This is a genomic window from Bradyrhizobium sp. JR4.1, assembly GCF_040548605.1.
Taxonomy (GTDB): domain Bacteria; phylum Pseudomonadota; class Alphaproteobacteria; order Rhizobiales; family Xanthobacteraceae; genus Bradyrhizobium; species Bradyrhizobium canariense.
Genome location: NZ_JBEPRY010000003.1, coordinates 419,665 through 440,223 on the forward strand (window position 1 = coordinate 419,665; position 20,559 = coordinate 440,223).

Sequence of the window (20,559 nt, forward strand, 5' to 3'; positions counted from 1 at the left end):
GCAGACACAATCACGACACAATCATTGATTGCATTCGATCGCACTGGTCGGATCGTGCTGACGAAGGTCGTCGGCAACAGACGTCTTTTGTCGCGCGCCGCAATTGCGACCAAGGCCGGCGAAGGATTCCACTATTATCCCGAACCGATGCAGATGACGTTGTAATCGGCGGATCAGGTCCGGGTGGCGCACGCGGCGCCCGGGCCGTCCGAACGATCACCACTGTCCGGCTGACCGGCAAGCAATTGCAATCCGCAATGTCTCCGGCGGCGTTGGCAGGCGGACATTTTGGTGTTATTGAACTACAGCTACTAATTGCAGATCGCATTTATTGACGTGAATTGTTTGGGAGCGTCAATGTCCCGCGAGAACGATGGTTTTGTCTTCCATCGTGACCGGCTCCAATGGGTCCCGGATGTTGTCTATCGGGCCGTCAACTTCTTTGTCACATGGGACAAACTGCCGACCCTGCTCGGAGCTGCCAATCTCTCGGCGTTCCGCGACCGGCTGCGTGAGCACAATCTGCACCATACCGGCTACGGCACGACATCGCCTCGCTGGAGCACGGGCAATGACCGCTGGCGTTCCGCCGACGGCTCGTTCAACAGTCTCGACCATCCGCGCATGGGGATGGCTGGCGCCCGGTTCGGACGCAATTTCGCGCTGCCCGAATGTGTACCGGACAGTCTGGACGACCTGCTCGAACCCAGTCCGCGCGTGATCTCGGAGGAATTGCTGGCGCGCCGCGAATTCATTCCCGCGACCAGCCTCAATCTGCTGGCCGCCGCCTGGATCCAGTTCGAAACCCATAATTGGTTCAGCCATGGGGCCCCTAAGTCGGGAAACGAGTTCAAAATTCCGCTGAAGCCAAACGACGAATGGCCTGCGGATGAGCGGATCGACGGCTGCATGAAGATCCGTCGGACCGTTTGCGACGAGACGCCACGTGAACCATGGCTCGGCGCGACTCCCACGTTCCGCAACCTCAACTCGCACTGGTGGGACGCCGGACAGATCTACGGCAGCGACCGCGCGAGGCAGATGCAGATCCGTTCCGGGGCAGATGGGAAGATCGCTGTCGGCGATGATGGGATGCTTCCAGCCGATCCAGTCCATCCGGGCGCCGATCTCACCGGCTTCAATGACAATTGGTGGGTGGGGCTCAGCCTGCTGCACAACCTCTTTGCACGCGAGCACAATGTCATCTGCGACGGCTTGAAGACGCGGTATCCGACCTGGAACGACGAGGCGCTATTCCAGCATGCGCGCCTGATCAACGCAGCCCTGATCGCCAAGATCCACACCGTCGAATGGACGCCAGGCATCCTCGGCCATCCCGCACTGGACTTCAGCATGCACGCCAACTGGTCGGGGATCCCGTGCCGGGTGCTGCGCGCAGTGCTCGGCAAGGACAGCGAAGCCGCCTTTGGTATCATCGGCTCTCCGACGGATCAGCACAGCGCGCCCTACGCGATGACGGAGGAATTCACCGCCGTGTACCGCCTGCACCCGCTGATCCCCGAAAAGATGGATGTACGGCGGCTCGATAGCGCAGAGATTACCCCTAGCGATTTGGTCCATATGCAGGGCCCCGCCTCCCGCAAGTTCATGCAGACTCACGGCTTCGCCAACCTGCTCCACTCCTTCGGCACCGCTCATCCAGGCGCCATTCGCCTCTACAATTTTCCCAACTTCCTGCGCCAGTTCACGAAAGACGGCCAGCCGTTGCTGGACGTGGCCGCCATCGATATCATGCGCGATCGCGAGCGCGGCGTGCCGCGCTACAATCGGTTTCGCGAACTGGTCGGCAAGAAGCGGGTCAACACATTCGAGGAAATCACCAGCATCCCCGGCGCGGCCAGGAAGATGCGCGCGATCTACAAGGGCGACGTCGATCGCGTTGATCTGATGGTCGGACTATTGGCCGAGGACCTGCCGGATGGTTTTGGCTTCAGCGATACCGCCTTCCGCATTTTCATCCTGATGGCATCGCGGCGTCTCAAGAGCGACCGGTTCTTCACCGATGACTACCGGGCGGAAGTCTACACCAATTTCGGTCTGGACTGGATCCACAACAACGGAATGAAATCGGTGCTGCTGCGGCATGTGCCGCAACTCGGACCGGCGCTCGAGGGCGTCAACAACGCCTTCGCCCCGTGGAACGTGCTGCGAGGCTGAGCCTTGGCCCTCTGCAAAGTCGCAGCCACCTTAGCACCCGAGCTTGTCGGCGATTCCGCCAAAATCCCTGGCGACGATGTCCCAATTGCCGGTGGCCTCGAAATCGACCTTCTGGAGCGGACCGTATTCGGTCGGTCGCGCCACGAAAGCCGTCTTCAGCCCGTTCTTCTGCGCGGCAGCGAGATCGCCGTTGTGGGCGGCGACCATCATCACCTCTTCCGGCTTGAGGCCGAGCAGGCGCGCGGCGCCGAGATAGGTTTCGGGATCGGGCTTGTAGTGCTCGAACAGCTCGGCCGACATGATGAGGTCCCAGGGAAGCCCTGCGAACTTCGCCATGTTGGTGAGCAGCGCGACATTGCCGTTTGACAGCGGCGAGATCACGAATTTCGTCTTCAGCCGCGTCAGGCCCGCGACACTGTCGGGCCACGGATACAGGCGGTGCCAGCCCCTGGTGAGGTGATCGAGATCGGCTTCGGTCAGGCCTGGAATCGAAAATTGCGCGACCAGCTTTTCCAGCGAGCGGCGATGCAGATCATCGAGCATGACATAGCCGCGCTCGGGATGTTTGCGCACGTCATCCATCGAGGCCATGTACATGCCGCGCCAGCCGTCGACGAGTGCGGTCCAGTCGGCGGAGATGCCGCGGCCCTTCGCCCACCACATGAAGTCCGTGATCAGGCTGGTGCGCCAGTCGACGACTGTGCCGAACACGTCGAAGACGAGGGCTTTGACGGCGGAGAGATCGGATGTCGTGGTCATGTTTCGCTTCGCGGATTTTCCGCGCCCCGGCTGGCTTCGTCTCAGATGAAAGGCTTTAAAGCATGATCCTTTCCGTGCAACAATAGCGCTAGTCCCGCACATCAAACACGCGCAAGATGAACAAAGTGACGGGTCTCAACCAGTCGGGGTGCAGCGCATCCGTCATGACCACCATCCCTGTTGCATGTATATTGCTTGAGGATGCCCGCCTTCCGGACGAGGCATCTTTAATCGAGACGTTACGCGTTCGTCATCCTGGCTTGCGGTGGGACCGCAGCCCAGTCGCACCAAGTAACGATACCGACGGTCCGATGTTCATCCGCGTCGGCGATCATCTCATGACCATCCTCTTGATGCCCGCACCCATGCCCTACGATCAGCAGCTGTGGCAGCGAGCCTCCTGGGTATGGCCGGAGGCTTTCCACGCCGCCGGCCGCCACCGCGCGCACCTCGTCGTCGCGACAATGGGCTCCGCCGAAGACAACTCAGAAACGAAAGCGCTTGGGTTCGCCGAGAGTGTGCGCCTTACGACTGCCTTTGTCGGCGCCGTGCTTGAAGCACTTCCCGGCTGTCTCGGCGTCGTCTGGCGCGGCAATGTGGGCCGCTCGCCCGAGATGTGGCTCGAGCAGTCACGCCGCTCGTTCGAGCCGTTTCCGGATCATCCGTTCGGATCGTGGATGGAAATCATTCCCTTCCGTTCCGGAGAGACCGTCGGAGCCTATACGGTCGGACTGTCCGCATTCATCGGACGCGAGATCGAATTTGAGGTGGACGGACTCGACCAACGCGGCGTCACGCTTCGTGTTGCCAACGCTTCGTCCTATTTGATTGCAAATGGCCTCGACAAAAACATCGAGAGCGGGACGGTGTACAAAGACGATGACGAGAACATCGGTCACGTTGCGGTGCTCCACCGCAACTCGCGCTTTCGGATCGGGCCGGTCATTTCGTTCTTTTCTCTTCAAGACCGAGCTGGAAGGCTCAAGACCTACCAGATCATTCCGTCATCTCTCGCGCGAAATCACCCGCTTCTGATCATGCTGGGCAAGGTCGGGCTTTTCGATCCGGCGAAGTCAGAGAACCTGATAGAGCTGCGGCCAGATCACTACGTATCGGAAGCTCGCCTGGAAATCCTCGATGGCGGCGTATCGCAAGAGCTGTCCAAAATGCTCGCGACCGACGCCTATGCCGAGGCGGACACGAATGCGCGCCGCGCGCTCGCGAGCGGAGACATTGCGTCAGCGAGGGCTTTTTTGCTGCCTTGGGCTGAGGAAGTTGGTGAGCTCCAAAAAGCGCTCCAACTCGCTCTGACCTTGCGCGATGCGTTCTTGTTCATGCCGGCCGCGCCGCGCAGCCCTTAGTAGACAGGCGATGGATCATGTCCATCCTGGTGCTGTATGCGACGACGTCCGGCTAATTTCGCCGAACGAACGCAGGCGGACGTCGCTGACACTAGTCCAAATGGAACTTCGCCAGTTCGCGATGCTCGGCCTTGATGTAGCGCACGGTGCCGGTGACGGAACGCATCACCACCGTCTCGGTCTCGATCACGCCGTCCTTGCGGAATTTGACGCCTGACAGCAGCGAGCCCGTGGTGACGCCGGTGGCGGCAAACAGGCAGTCGCCGCGCGCCATGTCCTCGATGCCGTAGATCATCTTGGGATCGTTGACGCCCATCTTGGCGGCGCGTTCGCGCTTCTCTTCGGAGTCGAGGATGAGACGGCACTGCATCTGGCCGCCGATGCAGCGCAGCGCCACGGCCGCGAGCACGCCTTCCGGCGCGCCGCCGGTGCCGAGATACATGTCGACGCCGGTATTGTCGGGGTCGGCGCAGTGGATCACGCCGGCGACGTCGCCGTCGGTGATCAGGCGCACGGCGGCGCCGGTCGAGCGTACGCTCTCGATGATGCTGGCATGGCGCGGCCGGTCGAGCACGAGAACGGTGATGCCGTCGGGCTTGACGCCCTTGGCCTTGGCGAGGCGGTGGACGTTTTCGGCCGGTGTCGCATCGAGCTCGACGACGCCCTTGTCATAGCCGGGACCGATCGCGAGCTTCTGCATGTAGACGTCGGGCGCGTGCAGCAGCGTGCCGCCGTCGGCCATCGCCATGGTGGCGATCGAGCCCGGCATGTTCTTGGCGCACAGCGTGGTGCCTTCGAGCGGATCGACGGCGATGTCGACCTGCGGGCCGGCGTTCATGCCGACCTTCTCGCCGATGAAGAGCATCGGCGCCTCGTCGCGCTCACCCTCGCCAATGACGATGGTGCCCTCGATCGGGAGCTTGTTGAGCTCGCGCCGCATCGCGTCCACCGCGGCCTGGTCGGCCGCCTTCTCGTTGCCGTGCCCGCGCAGACGCGCCGAAGACACCGCCGCCCGCTCCGTCACACGCACGATCTCCAGCGTGAGAATGCGCTCGAGCAACGCTTGCGGCGGGACTGAAATATGGGTCGACATCGGCTCACTCCTTCGAAACAGTTTTGGACGGACATCTCCGTCGCATCAACTCGTAACACCCACAGTTCGTTCGAACCGTGTCTTATTCTTGGAACATGACCTTTCCGGAAAACCGCTTCACACTTTTCCGGGTCATGCTCAGTTCTTCTCGATCCTGATGACCTGGGGTCGCCCACTGATCACCTTGTCCTTCTGCACGGCCGCGAGCGCGCGGCGCACGGCGTCCTCGTGCGTGGCATAGGTGATGAGGATGACGGGCACCGGGACCGCCTTGCCGTCTGCCGGCGCAGCGCCGCCATTGGGATGGCGCTGCACGATCGACTCGATCGAAATCTTCTGCTCCGCAAGCCGCGTCGCGATCGCAGCCGCGGTGCCCGGGAAATCGCGTGCCAGAAGTCGGATGTAGTAGCCGCCCTCATGGCGCTCCATCGGCGCCTTCTTGGTATCGCGCAGCTGCGAAATCGGCCGGCCGAACGGATTGGCGCGAATGCCGCGCGCGACGTCGGCGATGTCGGCCACGACGGCGGATGCGGTCGCAGCGCCGCCGGCACCGGGGCCGACCAGCGTGATCGGCGGGATGCCCTCGCCATCAATCGTGACCGCATTGGTGACACCCATCACCTGTGCGATCGACGAGGATTTCGGAACCATGGTCGGATGCACGCGCTGCTCGATGCCCTTGGCGGTGCGAACCGCGACGCCGAGGAGCTTGAGCCGGTAACCGAGATCGTCAGCGGCACGGAGATCTTCCGGCGCGATGGAGGAGATACCTTCGACATACACCGCGCTTTGAGCAACTTTCGTGCCGAAAGCGAGGCTGGCGAGAATGGCGAGCTTTTGCGCGGTATCGTGGCCGTCGACGTCGAAGGACGGATTGGCCTCGGCATAGCCGAGCCGTTGCGCGTCCTTCAGGCATTCGGCGAAGGACAGGCCCTCCTGCTCCATCCGGGTCAAGATGTAATTGCAGGTGCCGTTGAGGATGCCGTAGACCCGGTTGATGCCGGTTCCGGCAAGGCCTTCGCGTAACGTCTTGATGACAGGGATCGCAGCGCCGACGGCTGCCTCGAAATTCAGCGCGCCGCCGTGCTTTTCGGCGGCCTTTGCCAGCTTGAGGCCGTGCTTTGCCAGCAACGCCTTGTTGGCGGTGACGACGGATTTACCGGCAGCGAGCGCGGCCTCGACCGCCGACAAGGCGGGATCGCCGGAGCCCCCCATCAGCTCGACGAAGCAGTCGATGCCGGGATGCGTGGCGAGGGCAAGCGGATCCTTGACCCACTCGACGCCGCGCAGATCGACGCCGCGTTTCTTGGCCTTCGAGCGCGCGGTGACGGCGACGACGCGGATGCCGCGGCCGCTGCGGCCGGCAAGCACGCGCGCCTGCGTTTCAATCAGACGGACAACTTCGGCGCCCACGGTGCCGAGCCCCGCTATGCCCACTTTCAGGGGTGCAACCATGATGCCTTGGAAAACCTGCGGAAGAGAACTTAACGCCGAGTGGCGAGCGGAACGACGTTGTGCAACGTTTCGATGCCGCTTTCAAGGAAGCGGCGCACGCCGCGCGCGGCCTGCCTGATCCGTTGCTCGTTTTCCACCATGGCGATACGGACATATCCTTCACCATGCTCGCCGAAGCCGACGCCGGGCGAGACCGCGACACCGGATTTCTCCACCATCAGGGTCGCGAACTGCATGCTGCCGACGCTGCGGAAGGCTTCCGGCAGCGGCACCCAGGCGAACATCGACGCTTCCGGCGGTGGGATCTCCCAGCCGGCACGGCCGAACGATTCCACCAGCGCGTCGCGCCGCTTGCGGTAGGTGTCGCGCATCTCCTTGATGCAATCGTCCGGTCCGTTCAGCGCGGCGGTCGCTGCGACCTGGATCGGCGTGAACGCACCGTAATCGAGATAGGATTTGACGCGGCCGAGTGCCGCAATCACGCGCTCGTTGCCGACCGCGAAGCCCATGCGCCAGCCAGCCATCGAATAGGTCTTCGACATCGAGGTGAACTCGACGGCGACGTCCATCGCGCCCGGCACCTGGAGCACCGAGGGCGGCGGGTTGCTTTCGTCGAAATAAACCTCGGCATAAGCGAGATCGGACAGGATCAGGATCTCGTGCTTCTTCGCGAACGCGACCAGGTCCTTGTAGAAGTCGAGGCTCGCAACATAGGCGGTCGGGTTCGAAGGATAGCAGACGACGAGCGCCAGCGGCTTCGGGATCGAATGCACGATCGCTCGCTCGACCGCCTCGAAGAATTGCGGCGTCGGCTCTGAGGGCACCGAGCGGATCACGCCGCCCGCCATCAAGAAGCCGAAGGCGTGAATCGGGTAGCTCGGATTGGGACAGAGGATGACGTCGCCGGGCGCGGTGATCGCCTGCGCCACGTTGGCAAACCCCTCCTTGGAGCCGAGCGTCGCCACCACCTGGGTGTCGGGATTGAGCTTCACGCCGAAACGGCGGGCGTAGTAGCCGGCCTGGGCCCGGCGCAGCCCGGGGATGCCGCGGGAGGCCGAGTAGCGGTCGGTGCGCGGCTTGCCCAGCGTCTCCTTCAGCTTCTCCAGCACATGCGCCGGCGCCGGCAGGTCCGGATTGCCCATGCCGAGGTCGATGATGTCGGCGCCGGCATTCCGCGCGGCTGCCTTGGCCCGGTTGACCTGTTCGAATACGTAAGGCGGAAGGCGGCGGATGCGGTAAAACTCTTCCATGGCTCTCTCGGCTCCGGGCAACCGGTCAGGACAGAATCGACAGGCCATAAAGACCAGGCGGAAGGCGCCCGCGTCCTTCGCGAAAATTACTCAAGATCAAATACTTAGAGCAATTATCGACGACGTTGACTGAAGTCGTTCGCCCTGACTCTCGGCTGAACTAAGGTCTTTTAGCACGGCGAGGCGGAGGCGCCAGCGATTACCTTGCAGGGCCCTATTTCGCGTCCTTGGTGGCGACCGCCTGACGGTCGCGCGCGGCAGCAAGCTCGGCCTCGATCTTGGCGCGTTGGTCCGGCGGGATGACCGCCTGATCGCGATCCGGAGGCAGATCGTGCACCGGCAGATAGCTCCCGGCCTCCCTGGGATGCGCTTGCGCATCGGAAGGCGTCATATCCGCAAGCTGACTCGAGCAGCCGCCTAGGGCGAGCGCCACCATCAGCAGCGCGCCACAGATCCGCCGCGACTTTTGCAGGTCCCTCAACGCCAACACTAGGGAAATCCCCACTTCGTCCCAAAGCACGGCCCCGGGCAACCTTACCCAAGCCCGCGCCCAAGCTCAAACCATTGCTGCCCAAATGGTGCGAGCGAGAAAATAGCCCAGATACCCCACCAAGCCGAGCGGTGCGGCTCGATTGTGACGGAACCAAGAAAATTTGTCGCACTGCAACACATCTTCGCGAGTGTTTAACGCCAAACATGCGAGCTTCGCGGTGACGAATACGGAATGAATCGTTACTGTTCTGCTCATGAGTATGGCCACGATCGATACGCCCAAACCCGAGACGAAGTTCGATGCGGAAGCCTTCGCGATGAATGTCGCGCGGGCGATGGAGAGCGGCGGCAAGGCGCTCGCCGCGTACCTGAAGCCGCGCGAAAGCGGCGAGGTGCAGGATCGTCCGCCGGCCGAGCTAGCCGAGGTCGTCAAGACCTTCACCGCCGTCGCCGAATACTGGCTGTCGGATACGTCGCGGTCTTCCGCACTCCAGACCAAGCTCGCCAAGGACTATCTCGACCTCTGGGGCTCGGCGGCGCGCCGCATGGCCGGTCAGGACGCCCCGCCCGCGATCGCGCCCTCGCCGCGCGACAAGCGCTTTGCCGATCCGGAATGGAAGTCGAACCAGTTCTTCGATTTCGTGATGCAGCTTTATCTGCTCACTACCAAATTTGCGCAGGAGCTTGTGCGCGACGCCGAGGGGCTCGATCCGCAGACACGCCGCAAGGCCGAGTTCTACGTCCAGCAGCTCACCAACGCGATGTCGCCGTCCAACTTCGTGCTAACCAATCCGGAAGTGCTGCGCGCGACGGTGGCCAGCAGCGGCGAAAATCTCGCGCGCGGGCTGAAGATGCTGGCCGAGGACATCGCCGCCGGCAAGGGCACGCTGAAGATCCGTCAGTCCGATCCGGACAATCTCGTCGTCGGCGTGAACATGGCGACGACGCCCGGCAAGGTGATCTACCAGAACGAGATGATGCAGCTGATCCAGTATGCGCCGGCGACGGAGAACGTGCTGCGGACGCCGCTCCTGATCATCCCGCCCTGGATCAACAAGTTCTACATCCTCGACCTCAAGCCGGAGAAATCCTACATCAAGTGGTGCGTCGATCAGGGCATCACCGTGTTCGTGATCTCATGGGTCAATCCCGACAAGCGGCTCGGTGCCAAGAGCTGGGAAGACTACATGAAGGAAGGCCCGCTCACGGCGATGGACGTGATCGAGAAGGTCACCGGCGAGATGAAGGTGCACACCGCCGGCTATTGCGTCGGCGGCACCATGCTCGCGACCACGCTGGCCTGGCTCGCCGAGAAGCGCCGCCAGCGTGTGGCGTCCGCGACATTCTTCGCGGCACAGGTCGACTTCACCCATGCCGGTGATTTGCTCGTGTTCGTCGACGAGGAGCAGATCGCATCCCTCGAGCAGGACATGAAGGCGGCCGGCGTGCTCGAAGGCTCGAAGATGGCGATGGCCTTCAACATGCTGCGCTCCAACGATTTGATCTGGTCCTATGTCATCAGCAATTACCTCAAGGGCCAACAGCCGAGCGCGTTCGACCTGCTGCACTGGAATTCGGACGCGACGCGCATGACCGCGTCGAACCATTCGTACTATCTGCGCAATTGCTATCTTGAGAACCGGCTCTCGACCGGCACGTTGGTGCTGGACAACACCTTGCTCGATCTCTCCAAGGTCATGGTGCCGATCTACAATCTCGCAACCCGCGAGGACCATATCGCGCCGGCAGAATCGGTGCTGTACGGCTCCCAGTTCTTCGGCGGTCCGGTGAAATACGTATTGTCCGGCTCGGGCCACATCGCCGGCGTGGTCAATCCGCCCGCCTCGAACAAATACCAGTACTGGACCAACGACAACGTGAAGTCCGCCAATGTCGCCGAGTGGATGAAGGGCGCGGTCGAGCACAAGGGCTCGTGGTGGCCGGACTGGCGGCAATGGCTGGGCGCACTCGATCCCGAGGAAGTCCCGGCCCGCACGGTCGGCAGCGAGGCGTTTCCCCCGATCGAGGACGCGCCCGGCAGCTATGTCAGGGTTCGCGCATAGCAGAATCTTCCGCGCTTTCGTATAAGCTCCACGCCTGCGGCAGAAATTGATGAGGGGACCGGGTTATGACGCGTGAATTGTTCTGGCTGACACTGACGGTGGTCCTGACCGGAATCCTCTGGATTCCCTACACCATCAACCGCTGCCAGATTCGCGGCCTCGGTGGCGCGATGGCCAATCCCTCGCGCACCGACAAGCCGCAGTCGGAATGGGCGAACCGTCTGATGTTCGCGCATGACAATGCCGTCGAGAACCTCGTGCTGTTCGCCCCGCTGGTGCTGATCCTGAACGCGATCGACCATTCCTCGAAATGGACGGTGCTTGCTTGCGCCGTCTATTTCTGGTCCCGCGTCGCGCATCTGATCGTCTATGCGCTCGGGATCCCGGTGTTCCGCACATTGGCCTTCACCGTCGGCTTCATCGCGCAGGCCGTGCTGGCCGTCGCGATCTTCAAGGTGGTTTGAGATCAGGCCTTGTAGTCTGAAATCAGGCCTTGCGAACGACGAGATGCAGCATGTTCGCCGGCGTCTCGTCGAAGCTCTGGATCACGTTCCTGTCCGACGACAGCGTGATCCATGGACCTGCGCTGGCGTAGGTCGCCTCGAGCCATTCCGGCGACGCATAATTGTAATAGCGCCCGAGACTGTCCCGGCCATCGCCCTCGCCCATCTTGTAGCTGGCGTAGAACACGCCTGACGGCCTGAGCGCGCGACGAATCTGCGCCAGGATGCCGGCGAGTTCGTCGCGCGGTACGTGCAGGAGACAGGCGCTGGCCCAGACGCCGTCATAGGCCTCGTGCGCGTCAAGCTGGTCGAACCGCATCGCCTCGACGGCATGACCGAGCCGCTGCGACGCGATCTCGGCCATTTCAGGCGAGCCGTCGGTGGCGCGCACCGAAAAACCTTCGGCCAGCATCACCGCCGAATGATTGCCGGCGCCACAGCCGAGCTCGAGGATCGAGCCGCCGGACGGCAGCAGAGCGAGAAAGCCTCGCAGCCGCGTCGAGGGCGCCTTCGCCCAGTCCGCATAGGACCTGGCGTTGCTCCGATAGAATTGCAGAGTCCCTTGGTCCACGGCGGCCACTCCGATCAGGGAAACAGCGCGATCTGCTCCAGTCCAGCGGTCTCGGGAAATCCGAACATCAGGTTCATGTTCTGGATCGCCTGACCGGCCGAGCCCTTCACCAGATTATCAAGCACCGAAATCACGATGGCGCGGTTCTTGATCCGGTCGGCGATGACACCGATCTGGACATAGTTCGAGCCGCGTACGTTCTGGGTCTGCGGTAGCACGCCCTTCTTGACGACATGCACGAACGGCTCGTTCGCGTAGGCTTTCTCGAGGGCGGCCCGCAAATCGTCCGGCGTCGCGCCATTGAGCTTGACGTAGGACGTGCAGAGCTCGCCCCGCGACATCGGTATGAGATGCGGCGTGAAATTGACGGTCACGCTCGCGCCCGCCGCGACGCCGATCTCTTGTTCGATCTCCGGCGCATGCCGGTGCGTGCCGACCGAATACGGCGAAATCCCCTCGCCCGCCTCGCTGAATAGCGTGTTCTGTTTCAGGCCGCGTCCGGCGCCGGTGACGCCTGACTTGGCGTCGATCAGGATGTCATCGACGTCGATCAGATTTGCTTTCGCCAGCGGCACCAGCGCCAACAACGCTGCCGTCGGATAGCAGCCGGGACAGGCGACCAGCCGCGCCGCGGCAATCTTCTCCCGATAGAATTCGGTCAGGCCGTAAACGGCTTCGCCCTGCAACTCGAGTGCCTGATGTTCGTGGCCGTACCACTGCGCGTAGGTGTCCTTGTCGCGCAGCCGGAAATCGGCGGACATGTCGAGGACCTTGATCTTCGGGTTGGCCTTCAGCACGGCCGCGATGATCTGCTGCGTGGTGCCGTGCGGCAGCCCGCAGAACACCGCATCGAGCTTGCTCCAGTCGACCTCTTCCCATTCCACGAGTTGGGGCAAATCCAGCATGAAGAAATGCGGAAACACCTCGCCCATCGACTTGCCGGCGTGGGTGTTGGCGGTGAGCGCGACGATCTCGGCATTCGGATGCCGCGCCAACAGGCGCACCGCATCGGCCCCGGTGTAACCGGAGGCGCCGAGAATGCCGATCTTCTTCGAGCTCATCACGCGTTCCTTTCAGGCGTCACTGGATCGTCTTGCCGGGCCGAAAGTTGCAGCATCGCTTCGTCCGCCGGGCTGGCCTCGCGAGCAACGCTCGATCGGCTACTCGTCGGCAAGGCCCAACATCAGTCGCATGTTCTGCACGGCCGCGCCGGACGCACCCTTGCCGAGATTGTCGAGCCGCGCGACCAGCACCGCCTGGTGGTATTTGTCGCTGGCGAAGACGTAGAGCTCGAGCATATTGGTCTCGTTGAGCGCTTCCGGCTCAAGCTTGCCGTCCTTGGTCGCTTCGTTCTGAAGCGGCATCGCCGAGACGTATTTCGAGCCGGCGTAACGCTTTGCCAGCGCGGCGTGGAGATCGGCGCCGCTGGGCTTGCCGGGCAGCGTGTCGAGCTGCAGCGGCACCGAGACCAGCATGCCCTGCCGGAAATTGCCGACGGAAGGGATGAAGATCGGCCGCCGGGTCAGGTTCGAATAGAGCTGCATCTCCGGCAGATGCTTGTGTTCGAAGCCGAGGCCGTAGAGTTCGAAGGACGGCGCGCTGCCGTCCTCGAAAGTCGCGATCATCGACTTGCCGCCGCCGGAATAGCCGCTCACCGCATTGACGGTGACGGGATAGTCCGCAGGCAGCAGGCCGGCATCGACGATCGGTCGCAGCAGCGCGATCGCGCCGGTCGGATAGCAGCCGGGATTGGAGACCTTCTTCGCAGCCTTGATCTTGCCAGCCTGATCCGGCGTCAGTTCCGGAAAGCCATAGGCCCAGTCGGGCGCGACCCGGTACGCGGTCGAGGCATCCAGCACCTTCGGCCCCGACGGCCCCATGCTGTCGATCAGCGCAACCGTTTCCCTGGCAGCATCGTCCGGCAGGCAGAGGATGACGAGGTCGACCTCCTCCATCAGTGCCTTCTTCGCGGCGGGATCCTTGCGCTTGTCGTCGGCGATCGTCTTCACGACCACGTCGTTCTGCAGCTTCAGCCGCTCGTTGATGCCGAGCCCGGTGGTGCCGGAGCCGCCGTCGACGAAGACGGTGGCGGGCTTTGTCGCAGCGCCGGCCTTGGGGGCATTTTTGGTGTCAACGAGGCTGGCTTCAGAAAAGGTCATGGCGCGCTCCTTTCGAGCATGTTGGTTTCGGGTGCGAAGGCCTCCGGCCTCACGTCCTGCATCAGTTGCGAGATTTCCCTGGCGTCGGCATGGGCTTGCGCGCCGAGCGCATTGGCGATCGCCGTATAGTCGGCGTCGGACTTGTGCTGGTTGAGCTTGAAGCTGCCTTCGACCTCTTCAACCGCCATGACCAGCCCTACGATTCCCTTCTTCAACGCTTCCAGCCTGCCGGCCATCATCTTGCCCGACGTCCATGGCGTCTTCGGCAACAGCCAGTTTTCGAACTTCTCGCTGAGCGTGTCGATCTGCACCGCCAGCTCGTCATCCGACAGAAGCCGCACCGGCCCGCTGAGATGCACCGACTGGTACAGCCAGGTCGGCACCTGATCCGGCGAGACGTACCAGTCCGGCGACACGTAGGCATCGGGGCCGTTGACCGCGAGCAGCCAGGAGCTCGTCCCGTCCGCAAGCTTTAGCAGCGGATTGTGACGGGCGACATGAAAGGCAGCCTGCGGCGTGCCGTCCGCGGCATAGGTCAGATAGAACGGAATTGGCGAGGCGACCGGCTTGTGGCCGTCGAAGGCGCACACGGTGCCGAAGCCGCGCGTGTCGGCAAATTTCAGGCTCGCGGCGCGGTCTTGCTTGAAAAAGGGTGGCGTGTACATCGTTGTCTCCTGCTGGGCCTCCTTGGGGGCCGCCGGATCAGATCGCGCTGACAGGAGAGAGAATGCCGCGGATCGGATCCAGCGGCAAAGACGATGATCTCAAACGCGATCGACCGCCCAAACCGCTAAAGAGCGGCGGCGGCGACGGGCGAACAAAAGGGTCGCGGCGTTGATCATGGCGCGGGGCTATAGGGCCATATCGGCGAGCCGTCAAGGTATTGGAACCGGTCATTCCGGGCTGCCGTAGCCAAGAGAGGGGGCCGGTGCGCTCGATCGGCTGGCCTGCACTCGCCGTCGCTACCACCTGGCCATGCCGAGCCGGCTGAAGAGAATCTCCCAAAAGGAACCTGCGCGGGTTAGCTCGTATAAATGGGCGCTTGCCTGGCCGTTTCCAAGATTGGACGCTTTGCTGTACCACTTGATCGCCTGCCGGGTGTCCTTGGGCACGCCCGTGCCGCTCTCATACGCCCACCCCAGATTGTATTGGGCCAACCCGTCGTTCTGATCAGCGGCCTTGCGCAGCAAGGATATACCCTTGGCGAGATCCTGCGGCACGCCTTCGCCTTTGATGTGCAAGAGGCCCAGACGTGTTTGCGCGAACGTCAAGCCTTGGTCAGCCGCCTTCGAAAACAGATCGAAAGCCAAAGAGAAGTCTTGGGGAACGCCGCGTCCGTCCCAGTACATAGCTGCAAGTCGGGATTGGCTAAAAGCGTTCCCCTGATCCGCTGCCTTGGCGTACCAGTCGGCCGCCTGCTTCTCGTCGCGAGCTGTACCCAGGCCCATCTCATAGACGTACGCAAGATTCTCCTGGCCGTAGGCATCGCCCTGTTCGGCAGACAGGCGAAACCATTTGATGGCCTCCGCGCTATTGCGCTTAGTCCCACTTCCGTTCCGGTACATCGCTCCCAGATAGAATTGCGCACGTGCGCTTCCGATTTCAGCCAGCGGCTTCAAGCGCTCCATCGCGCGTTCAAAATCATGCGCAAGATATGCGCTCACGCCGTCCTTGAAGTCGGCGCTGACGTCGATGACCGAAGATCCGCCTTTCGAGGTCACGCCGATCAGCCCGTACTTGAACTCGTCAAGCTTATCGAACCCTTTCTCGATTGCCGGAGCAAACTCTGCCGGACAGACCGGCGCATCGAGTGTAAGGCGAAGAACTGCGTTGGAACGAATGGTTCGGCCATCGAGGTCAATGGTACCACTTACGTCAATCCGGCCGTGAACGTCTCCGTAGCCTGTCCTGCCCTCGAAAGTCGCCGAATAGACGACCGGCGCCGGTTTTTCGTAGAAGAAAGTGCTTTCGGGAATCGTGAGCGAAGCGGCCTCGCGGTATTCCATCGGCCGACAAACAAACGGCCGCCCGCTCGCCTGGCGCGCAACCAACCGCAAGAGCGATTGCCTTGGATCCGTCAAAGGCAACATCCTGACGCGCGTGGGCCGATCAACTTCGAGGGCTTTGCTGATCTGAAATGTTGACGTGATGGCGTAGTTGTCCGTCAGCTCGCGCGGATTGGGGTAAGTATAATCACCGGTGCCGGTCAGGCCGGCCTGCTCGATCAGCCGGCTGGCGGCCATCCGCCGATCCGCATCATCCAAGCCCTGCGCGACCACGCGTCCTAATTGTGCACCGACGCCTGTCCCGGACAGGATCGACCGGACCTCGCGCTTCCCGTCCTTGCCAAGGACGTAGTCCGTTTCCGCGGCCAGCCGGAAGCGCGCCGGCTCGGTCATGGGGATGCGGCCCAAGACACCTCTGTCGATGTTGAGGACCGGCTTGCCCGCAAGCTCCGGCGGCAGCGATCCGAAGGCAAAGAGAGAGGCTGTCGGATCGAGGTACTGGTCAATCTCCGGGACGTAAGCGATCGCGTGGTCAAAATTTGGCGTCGCCACTTCGGTGAGCGTGTACCTTGCGTCCGAGTTCACCGCGACCAGATTGGCTTCTATGCCCTGGGCGGCGAGCAGCGCCTTGAACAGTGTCGCATGCGCCTTGCAGTCGCCATAGCGCGACGCAAGCACGGCCGAGGCGGGCTGAGACGTCCAGCCGCCGTCCTCGAGGCCAATGCCGACGTAGCGGATATTACGGGCCACCCAATTGTAGATGCGCTCGATCTTCGCGCGTGCGCCGATGGCGTCGCCGACGATCTCCTGCGAAAGTCGTGTAATCCTCTCATCCGGTCGCGCCACGGGCGCGTTGCGGGAGTTCAGCGTCGCCGCGAAAGCGGAATAGTCAGCAAACGTGCTCACCTCGAAACGCTCTGCACCCGCGAGAGTCTCCTCGTCGATCTGCCGGGGTCTCGGCGCGTCTTGCCGGAAACGCACCCGATGGATGATCCGATCGTTCACTCTCTCTTCATGGTGCTCGACGTTGCGCAATGCGATCCGCAGCGGCCTGGATGCCGGTCCGTCAACGGTCACTTCGAGTAACTCGGGTGGCTGGTTAGCCGGCTCGCTCCAAAAGCGCGCAAACTCACCCGGAAATCTCGGCTGCTTGGCCTTGTAGACCAGACGCCCGCGGATGCTGTCGCCGGGAGCAACATGCGGAAAGGCGATGATCCTGTCGCGCACCTCGTCGAAATAGGGCGATGAGGAATCTGTCGATGCCGGTTGATCGCGAATGGCGCGCTGATCCACCGCGACCACGCCGCCGTCTGCCTTGAGAGTGGCAAGCTCGATTGACGTCAAATCGTCAAAATAGCTGTTGTATTGAAAACGTTGCTGCGCGATGGCTGCTGCGCCCTTCTCGTCGAGCGCCTTGATTTCGAACTCGAAGACCTCGGTGCTGAGCCCGTTCTCATCGAAGCTAACGGCATCGCGGGCCACCGTTCGGCGCCAGCCCGGGTCGATCCAGCCGGGTCTACCGTCGCTATCCGGTGACTCGGCGGCACGCAATTTCATGCACGGCGACGAGAGCAGCAATGCTGCCAGAAAAGCTGAACAAATTCGTACGATCATATGCTGAGCGCTCGGCCCTCAGGTCGGCAGCTCAACTAGCAGGTGAAAATTACCAGCCGCACTCTCGGAAAGAACAACTTTTAAGTTTCTCCACGACCCTTCCAATCCGTGCGTCTTGTCACACCACCCGCCAGAGCCATTCCATGATCTTGGCGATCACGTCGCCGAACAGCAGCAGCGCCGCCGACCAGATCAGCGCCGAGACGAAATTGGCGGCCTGGAAGCTCCAATAGGGCATCTCGAAAATGCCGGCTGCAAGCGGCACGGAGGCACGCAAGGGGCCGAAGAAGCGGCCGATGAAGATGCTCGGCACGCCCCAGCTGCGCACGAAGGCCTCACCCTTGGGCAGGAGTTCCGGGTAACGCGAGAGCGGCCACATCTGGGCGACCTTCTCCTTGTAGCGATAGCCGAACCAATAGGAGACCCAGTCGCCCAGCGCCGCGCCGACGCCGCCGGCGATCCAGACCGGATAGAAGCTGATGCCACTCGCGCCGATCAGCGCGCCGATCGCGACCAACGCGCCCCAGGCCGGGATCAGCAGCGAGATGAACGCGAGCGACTCCCCGAAAGCGAGCAGGAACACGATGGGAGCTGCCCACGTCTGATGAGCGCGCACGAAATCGGCCAGCGCGTGCGCAAACTGCTCCATTCAAAATAGCCTTTCCGCCCTGCCCGAAGGTGCTGCTCGATGAAAAGGACTGGTAAGCCAAGGACTTGTGTGACATCAAGTCACAAAGTCCGGTCCAGACCGGACCGGACCGTCACATTGCCGGGAACTGGTGGGGCTGCGGCGTAAAATTGCCGGGATTGGCTCCCAACCACACCGCCCGGCCCGCCCTGCGATAACCTTTCAAGGTCAGAAGTGGCATAGTCGGCCCAACCGATTCGCCGCTCATGCGGCCCTCAAAGCGCATAAAGATATATGTCCAAGCAGTTGAAGCCCAAAGCAAAAGACGATTTTTTCGGCGGCGATGAGCCCAAGCCCCGCGCAGCCAAGGCCGCCCCGCGCGCGGGCGGCGCCGAGGCCGACTACACGGCAGCCGACATCGAGGTGCTCGAAGGTCTGGAACCGGTGCGCCGCCGGCCCGGCATGTATATCGGCGGTACCGACGAGAAGGCGCTGCATCACCTCTTCGCCGAAGTTATCGACAACTCGATGGACGAGGCGCTGGCGGGGCACGCGACCTTCATCGGAGTCGAGTTGAGCGCGGACGGCTTTTTGACGGTCACAGACAACGGCCGCGGCATCCCGGTCGATCCGCATCCAAAATTCCCGAAGAAGTCGGCGCTCGAAGTCATCATGTGCACGCTGCACTCGGGCGGCAAGTTCGACTCCAAGGTCTACGAGACCTCGGGCGGCCTGCACGGCGTCGGCATCTCCGTGGTGAACGCCCTCTCCTCGCTGCTCGAGGTCGAGGTCGCGCGCAGCCAGAAACTCTATCGCATGACGTTCGAGCGCGGGCACCCGAAGGGCAAGCTCGAGGATCTCGGCAAGATCAACAACCGCCGCGGAACCCGCGTGCGCTTCAAGCCGGACACCGACATCTTCGGTGCCAAGGCCGCGTTCAAGCCGCAGCGCCTGTTCAAGATGACGCGTTCGAAGGCGTATCTGTTCGGCGGTGTCGAGATCCGCTGGAATTGCGCGCCCGAACTGCTCAAGGGCGTCGACGACGTGCCGGCGGAAGCGACGTTCCACTTTCCCGGTGGCCTCAAGGATTATCTGGCGGCCGCGATCCATGCCGACACGCTGGTGCATCCCGACATCTTCTCGGGCAAGTCGGGCCGCAACGGCGCGCATGGCGCCTGCGAATGGGCTGTGGCCTGGACCGCGGATGCCGACGGCTTCCTCTCCTCCTACACCAACACCGTGCCGACGCCCGACGGCGGCACGCACGAATCCGGCCTGCGCAGCGCGCTGCTGCGCGGCCTCAAGGATCACGCCGAACGCGTCGGCCAGGGCAAGCGGGCGTCGTCCATTACGTCTGAAGACGTGATGGTGGGCGCAGCCGTGATGCTCTCGGTATTCGTGCGCGAGCCTGAATTCCAGGGCCAGACCAAGGACCGTCTCGCCACCGCCGAAGCGCAGCGCATCGTCGAACAGGCGATGAAAGATCCGTTCGACCATTGGCTGTCGGGCAATCCGAACCAGGCCAACCGGCTGCTCGACTTCGTGGTCGACCGCGCCGAGGAGCGACTGCGCCGCCGGCAGGAGAAGGAGACCGCGCGCAAGACCGCCGGCAAGAAGCTGCGCCTCCCCGGCAAGCTCGCCGATTGCAGCGATGCCGGCTTGGAAGGCTCAGAACTCTTCATCGTCGAGGGTGACTCGGCCGGCGGCAGCGCCAAGCAGGCGCGCGACCGCAAGACCCAGGCCGTGCTGCCGCTGCGCGGCAAGATCCTCAACGTCGCGTCCGCCGGCAAGGACAAGCTGACGGCAAACACGCAGCTCGCCGACCTCGTGCAGGCGATCGGCTGCGGGATGCTCGCGCAGTATCGCGAAGAGGATTTGCGCTACCAGCGCATCATCATCATGACGGACGCCGATGTCGACGGTGCCCACATCGCTTCGCTGCTGATCACCTTCTTCTATCGGCAGATGCCGCGGCTGATCGACGAAGGCCACCTCTTCCTCGCCGTACCGCCGCTCTACAAGCTGACCAACGGCACGAAGTCGGTCTACGCCCGCGATGACGCGCACAAGGCGGCGCTGATCAAGAGCGAGTTCAACGCCAACGCCAAGGTCGAGGTCAATCGCTTCAAAGGCCTCGGCGAAATGATGCCGGCGCAGCTCAAGGAAACCACCATGGATCCGGCAAAGCGGACCATGCTGAAAGTGGTTCTGCTCGCCGACGACCGCGACACCACGGCGGATTCGGTGGAGCGCTTGATGGGCACCAAGGCCGAAGCGCGCTTCGCGTTCATCTCGGACAAGGCCGAATTCGCCAATGACGATTTGCTGGACGTCTGATCCGCAGGCGCTACCCGGTCGCATCCCATCCAGAGCCCCGGCATGAAGCCCGGGGCTCTTTTGTTTTTGGGGACGACAACCGCTCTTTCC

Annotated in this window: 17 protein-coding genes; 6 read left to right on the forward strand and 11 right to left on the reverse strand. The window is 62.7% G+C overall.

Features of this window, described 5'->3' with window-relative positions; translation table 11 throughout:
- Positions 1–24: 24 nt before the first annotated feature.
- Together ABIB90_RS10590 and ABIB90_RS10595 are read left to right on the forward strand one after the other, a co-directional pair.
- Positions 25–165: a hypothetical protein gene (locus tag ABIB90_RS10590; protein WP_354167718.1), complete on the forward strand. Its 141-nt coding sequence runs from the start codon at positions 25–27 to the stop codon at positions 163–165.
- 192 nt (positions 166–357) lie between these two features.
- The gene (locus ABIB90_RS10595) at positions 358–2,178 is read left to right on the forward strand and encodes a peroxidase family protein (protein WP_354167715.1); all 1,821 of its coding nucleotides are present in this window, start codon (positions 358–360) and stop codon (positions 2,176–2,178) included.
- Positions 2,179–2,208: 30 nt separating this feature from the next.
- Here ABIB90_RS10595 and ABIB90_RS10600 read toward each other — a convergent pair whose 3' ends face one another.
- A complete protein-coding gene (locus ABIB90_RS10600; RefSeq protein ID WP_219680299.1) occupies positions 2,209–2,937 on the reverse strand; it encodes a haloacid dehalogenase type II in 729 nt (242 codons plus the stop codon).
- Positions 2,938–3,248: 311 nt separating this feature from the next.
- Between ABIB90_RS10600 and ABIB90_RS10605 the strand changes: the two genes are divergently transcribed.
- Complete coding sequence (locus tag ABIB90_RS10605; RefSeq protein ID WP_354167711.1) at positions 3,249–4,298, forward strand: hypothetical protein; 1,050 nt, start codon at positions 3,249–3,251, stop codon at positions 4,296–4,298.
- A gap of 91 nt (positions 4,299–4,389) precedes the next feature.
- On the opposite strand, the gene glpX is transcribed toward ABIB90_RS10605, so the two are convergent.
- The 4 genes from glpX to ABIB90_RS10625 form a co-directional block, all read right to left on the reverse strand.
- Positions 4,390–5,391 carry a class II fructose-bisphosphatase gene (gene glpX, locus ABIB90_RS10610; protein WP_007591522.1) on the reverse strand — a complete coding sequence of 334 codons (1,002 nt, stop codon included), beginning with the start codon at positions 5,389–5,391 and terminating at the stop codon, positions 4,390–4,392.
- Positions 5,392–5,529: 138 nt separating this feature from the next.
- Entirely contained in the window at positions 5,530–6,846 is a 1,317-nt protein-coding gene (locus tag ABIB90_RS10615; protein ID WP_007591523.1) for a homoserine dehydrogenase, read from the reverse strand.
- Between the two features lie 29 nt (positions 6,847–6,875).
- Positions 6,876–8,096, reverse strand: coding sequence for an LL-diaminopimelate aminotransferase (locus ABIB90_RS10620; RefSeq protein WP_018454429.1), 1,221 nt, complete (start codon positions 8,094–8,096; stop codon positions 6,876–6,878).
- Between the two features lie 214 nt (positions 8,097–8,310).
- Positions 8,311–8,586 (reverse strand): hypothetical protein, encoded by a 276-nt coding sequence (locus ABIB90_RS10625; protein WP_035992760.1) that lies wholly within the window; start codon positions 8,584–8,586, stop codon positions 8,311–8,313.
- Between the two features lie 256 nt (positions 8,587–8,842).
- Here ABIB90_RS10625 and ABIB90_RS10630 point away from each other — a divergent pair, with 256 nt between their 5' ends.
- Together ABIB90_RS10630 and ABIB90_RS10635 are read left to right on the forward strand one after the other, a co-directional pair.
- On the forward strand, positions 8,843–10,651 hold the full coding sequence (locus ABIB90_RS10630) for a PHA/PHB synthase family protein (protein ID WP_007591526.1): 1,809 nt from the start codon (positions 8,843–8,845) through the stop codon (positions 10,649–10,651).
- Positions 10,652–10,716: 65 nt separating this feature from the next.
- Positions 10,717–11,115 (forward strand): MAPEG family protein, encoded by a 399-nt coding sequence (locus ABIB90_RS10635; protein WP_354167706.1) that lies wholly within the window; start codon positions 10,717–10,719, stop codon positions 11,113–11,115.
- Positions 11,116–11,137: 22 nt separating this feature from the next.
- Here the strand turns inward: ABIB90_RS10635 and ABIB90_RS10640 are convergent, their stop codons facing one another.
- The 6 genes from ABIB90_RS10640 to ABIB90_RS10665 form a co-directional block, all read right to left on the reverse strand.
- On the reverse strand, positions 11,138–11,725 hold the full coding sequence (locus tag ABIB90_RS10640) for a class I SAM-dependent methyltransferase (RefSeq protein WP_007591528.1): 588 nt from the start codon (positions 11,723–11,725) through the stop codon (positions 11,138–11,140).
- A 14-nt stretch (positions 11,726–11,739) separates the two neighbouring features.
- Positions 11,740–12,786, reverse strand: a complete 1,047-nt coding sequence (argC, locus tag ABIB90_RS10645) for an N-acetyl-gamma-glutamyl-phosphate reductase (RefSeq protein WP_007591529.1) — start codon at positions 12,784–12,786, stop codon at positions 11,740–11,742.
- A gap of 99 nt (positions 12,787–12,885) precedes the next feature.
- The gene (gene argC / locus ABIB90_RS10650; protein WP_354167702.1) at positions 12,886–13,884 is read right to left on the reverse strand and encodes an N-acetyl-gamma-glutamyl-phosphate reductase; all 999 of its coding nucleotides are present in this window, start codon (positions 13,882–13,884) and stop codon (positions 12,886–12,888) included.
- Complete coding sequence (locus tag ABIB90_RS10655; RefSeq protein ID WP_354200676.1) at positions 13,881–14,549, reverse strand: FMN-binding negative transcriptional regulator; 669 nt, start codon at positions 14,547–14,549, stop codon at positions 13,881–13,883. The genes argC (ABIB90_RS10650) and ABIB90_RS10655 overlap by 4 nt, the downstream gene beginning before the upstream one ends.
- Before the next feature lie 297 nt (positions 14,550–14,846).
- Positions 14,847–17,504, reverse strand: a complete 2,658-nt coding sequence (locus ABIB90_RS10660; RefSeq protein ID WP_354167696.1) for a DUF3857 domain-containing protein — start codon at positions 17,502–17,504, stop codon at positions 14,847–14,849.
- 118 nt (positions 17,505–17,622) lie between these two features.
- Positions 17,623–18,153, reverse strand: a complete 531-nt coding sequence (locus ABIB90_RS10665; protein WP_354167694.1) for a DedA family protein — start codon at positions 18,151–18,153, stop codon at positions 17,623–17,625.
- A 273-nt stretch (positions 18,154–18,426) separates the two neighbouring features.
- Here ABIB90_RS10665 and parE point away from each other — a divergent pair, with 273 nt between their 5' ends.
- A complete protein-coding gene (gene parE / locus ABIB90_RS10670) occupies positions 18,427–20,469 on the forward strand; it encodes a DNA topoisomerase IV subunit B (protein ID WP_018454437.1) in 2,043 nt (680 codons plus the stop codon).
- The last annotated feature ends 90 nt before the right edge of the window (positions 20,470–20,559 follow it).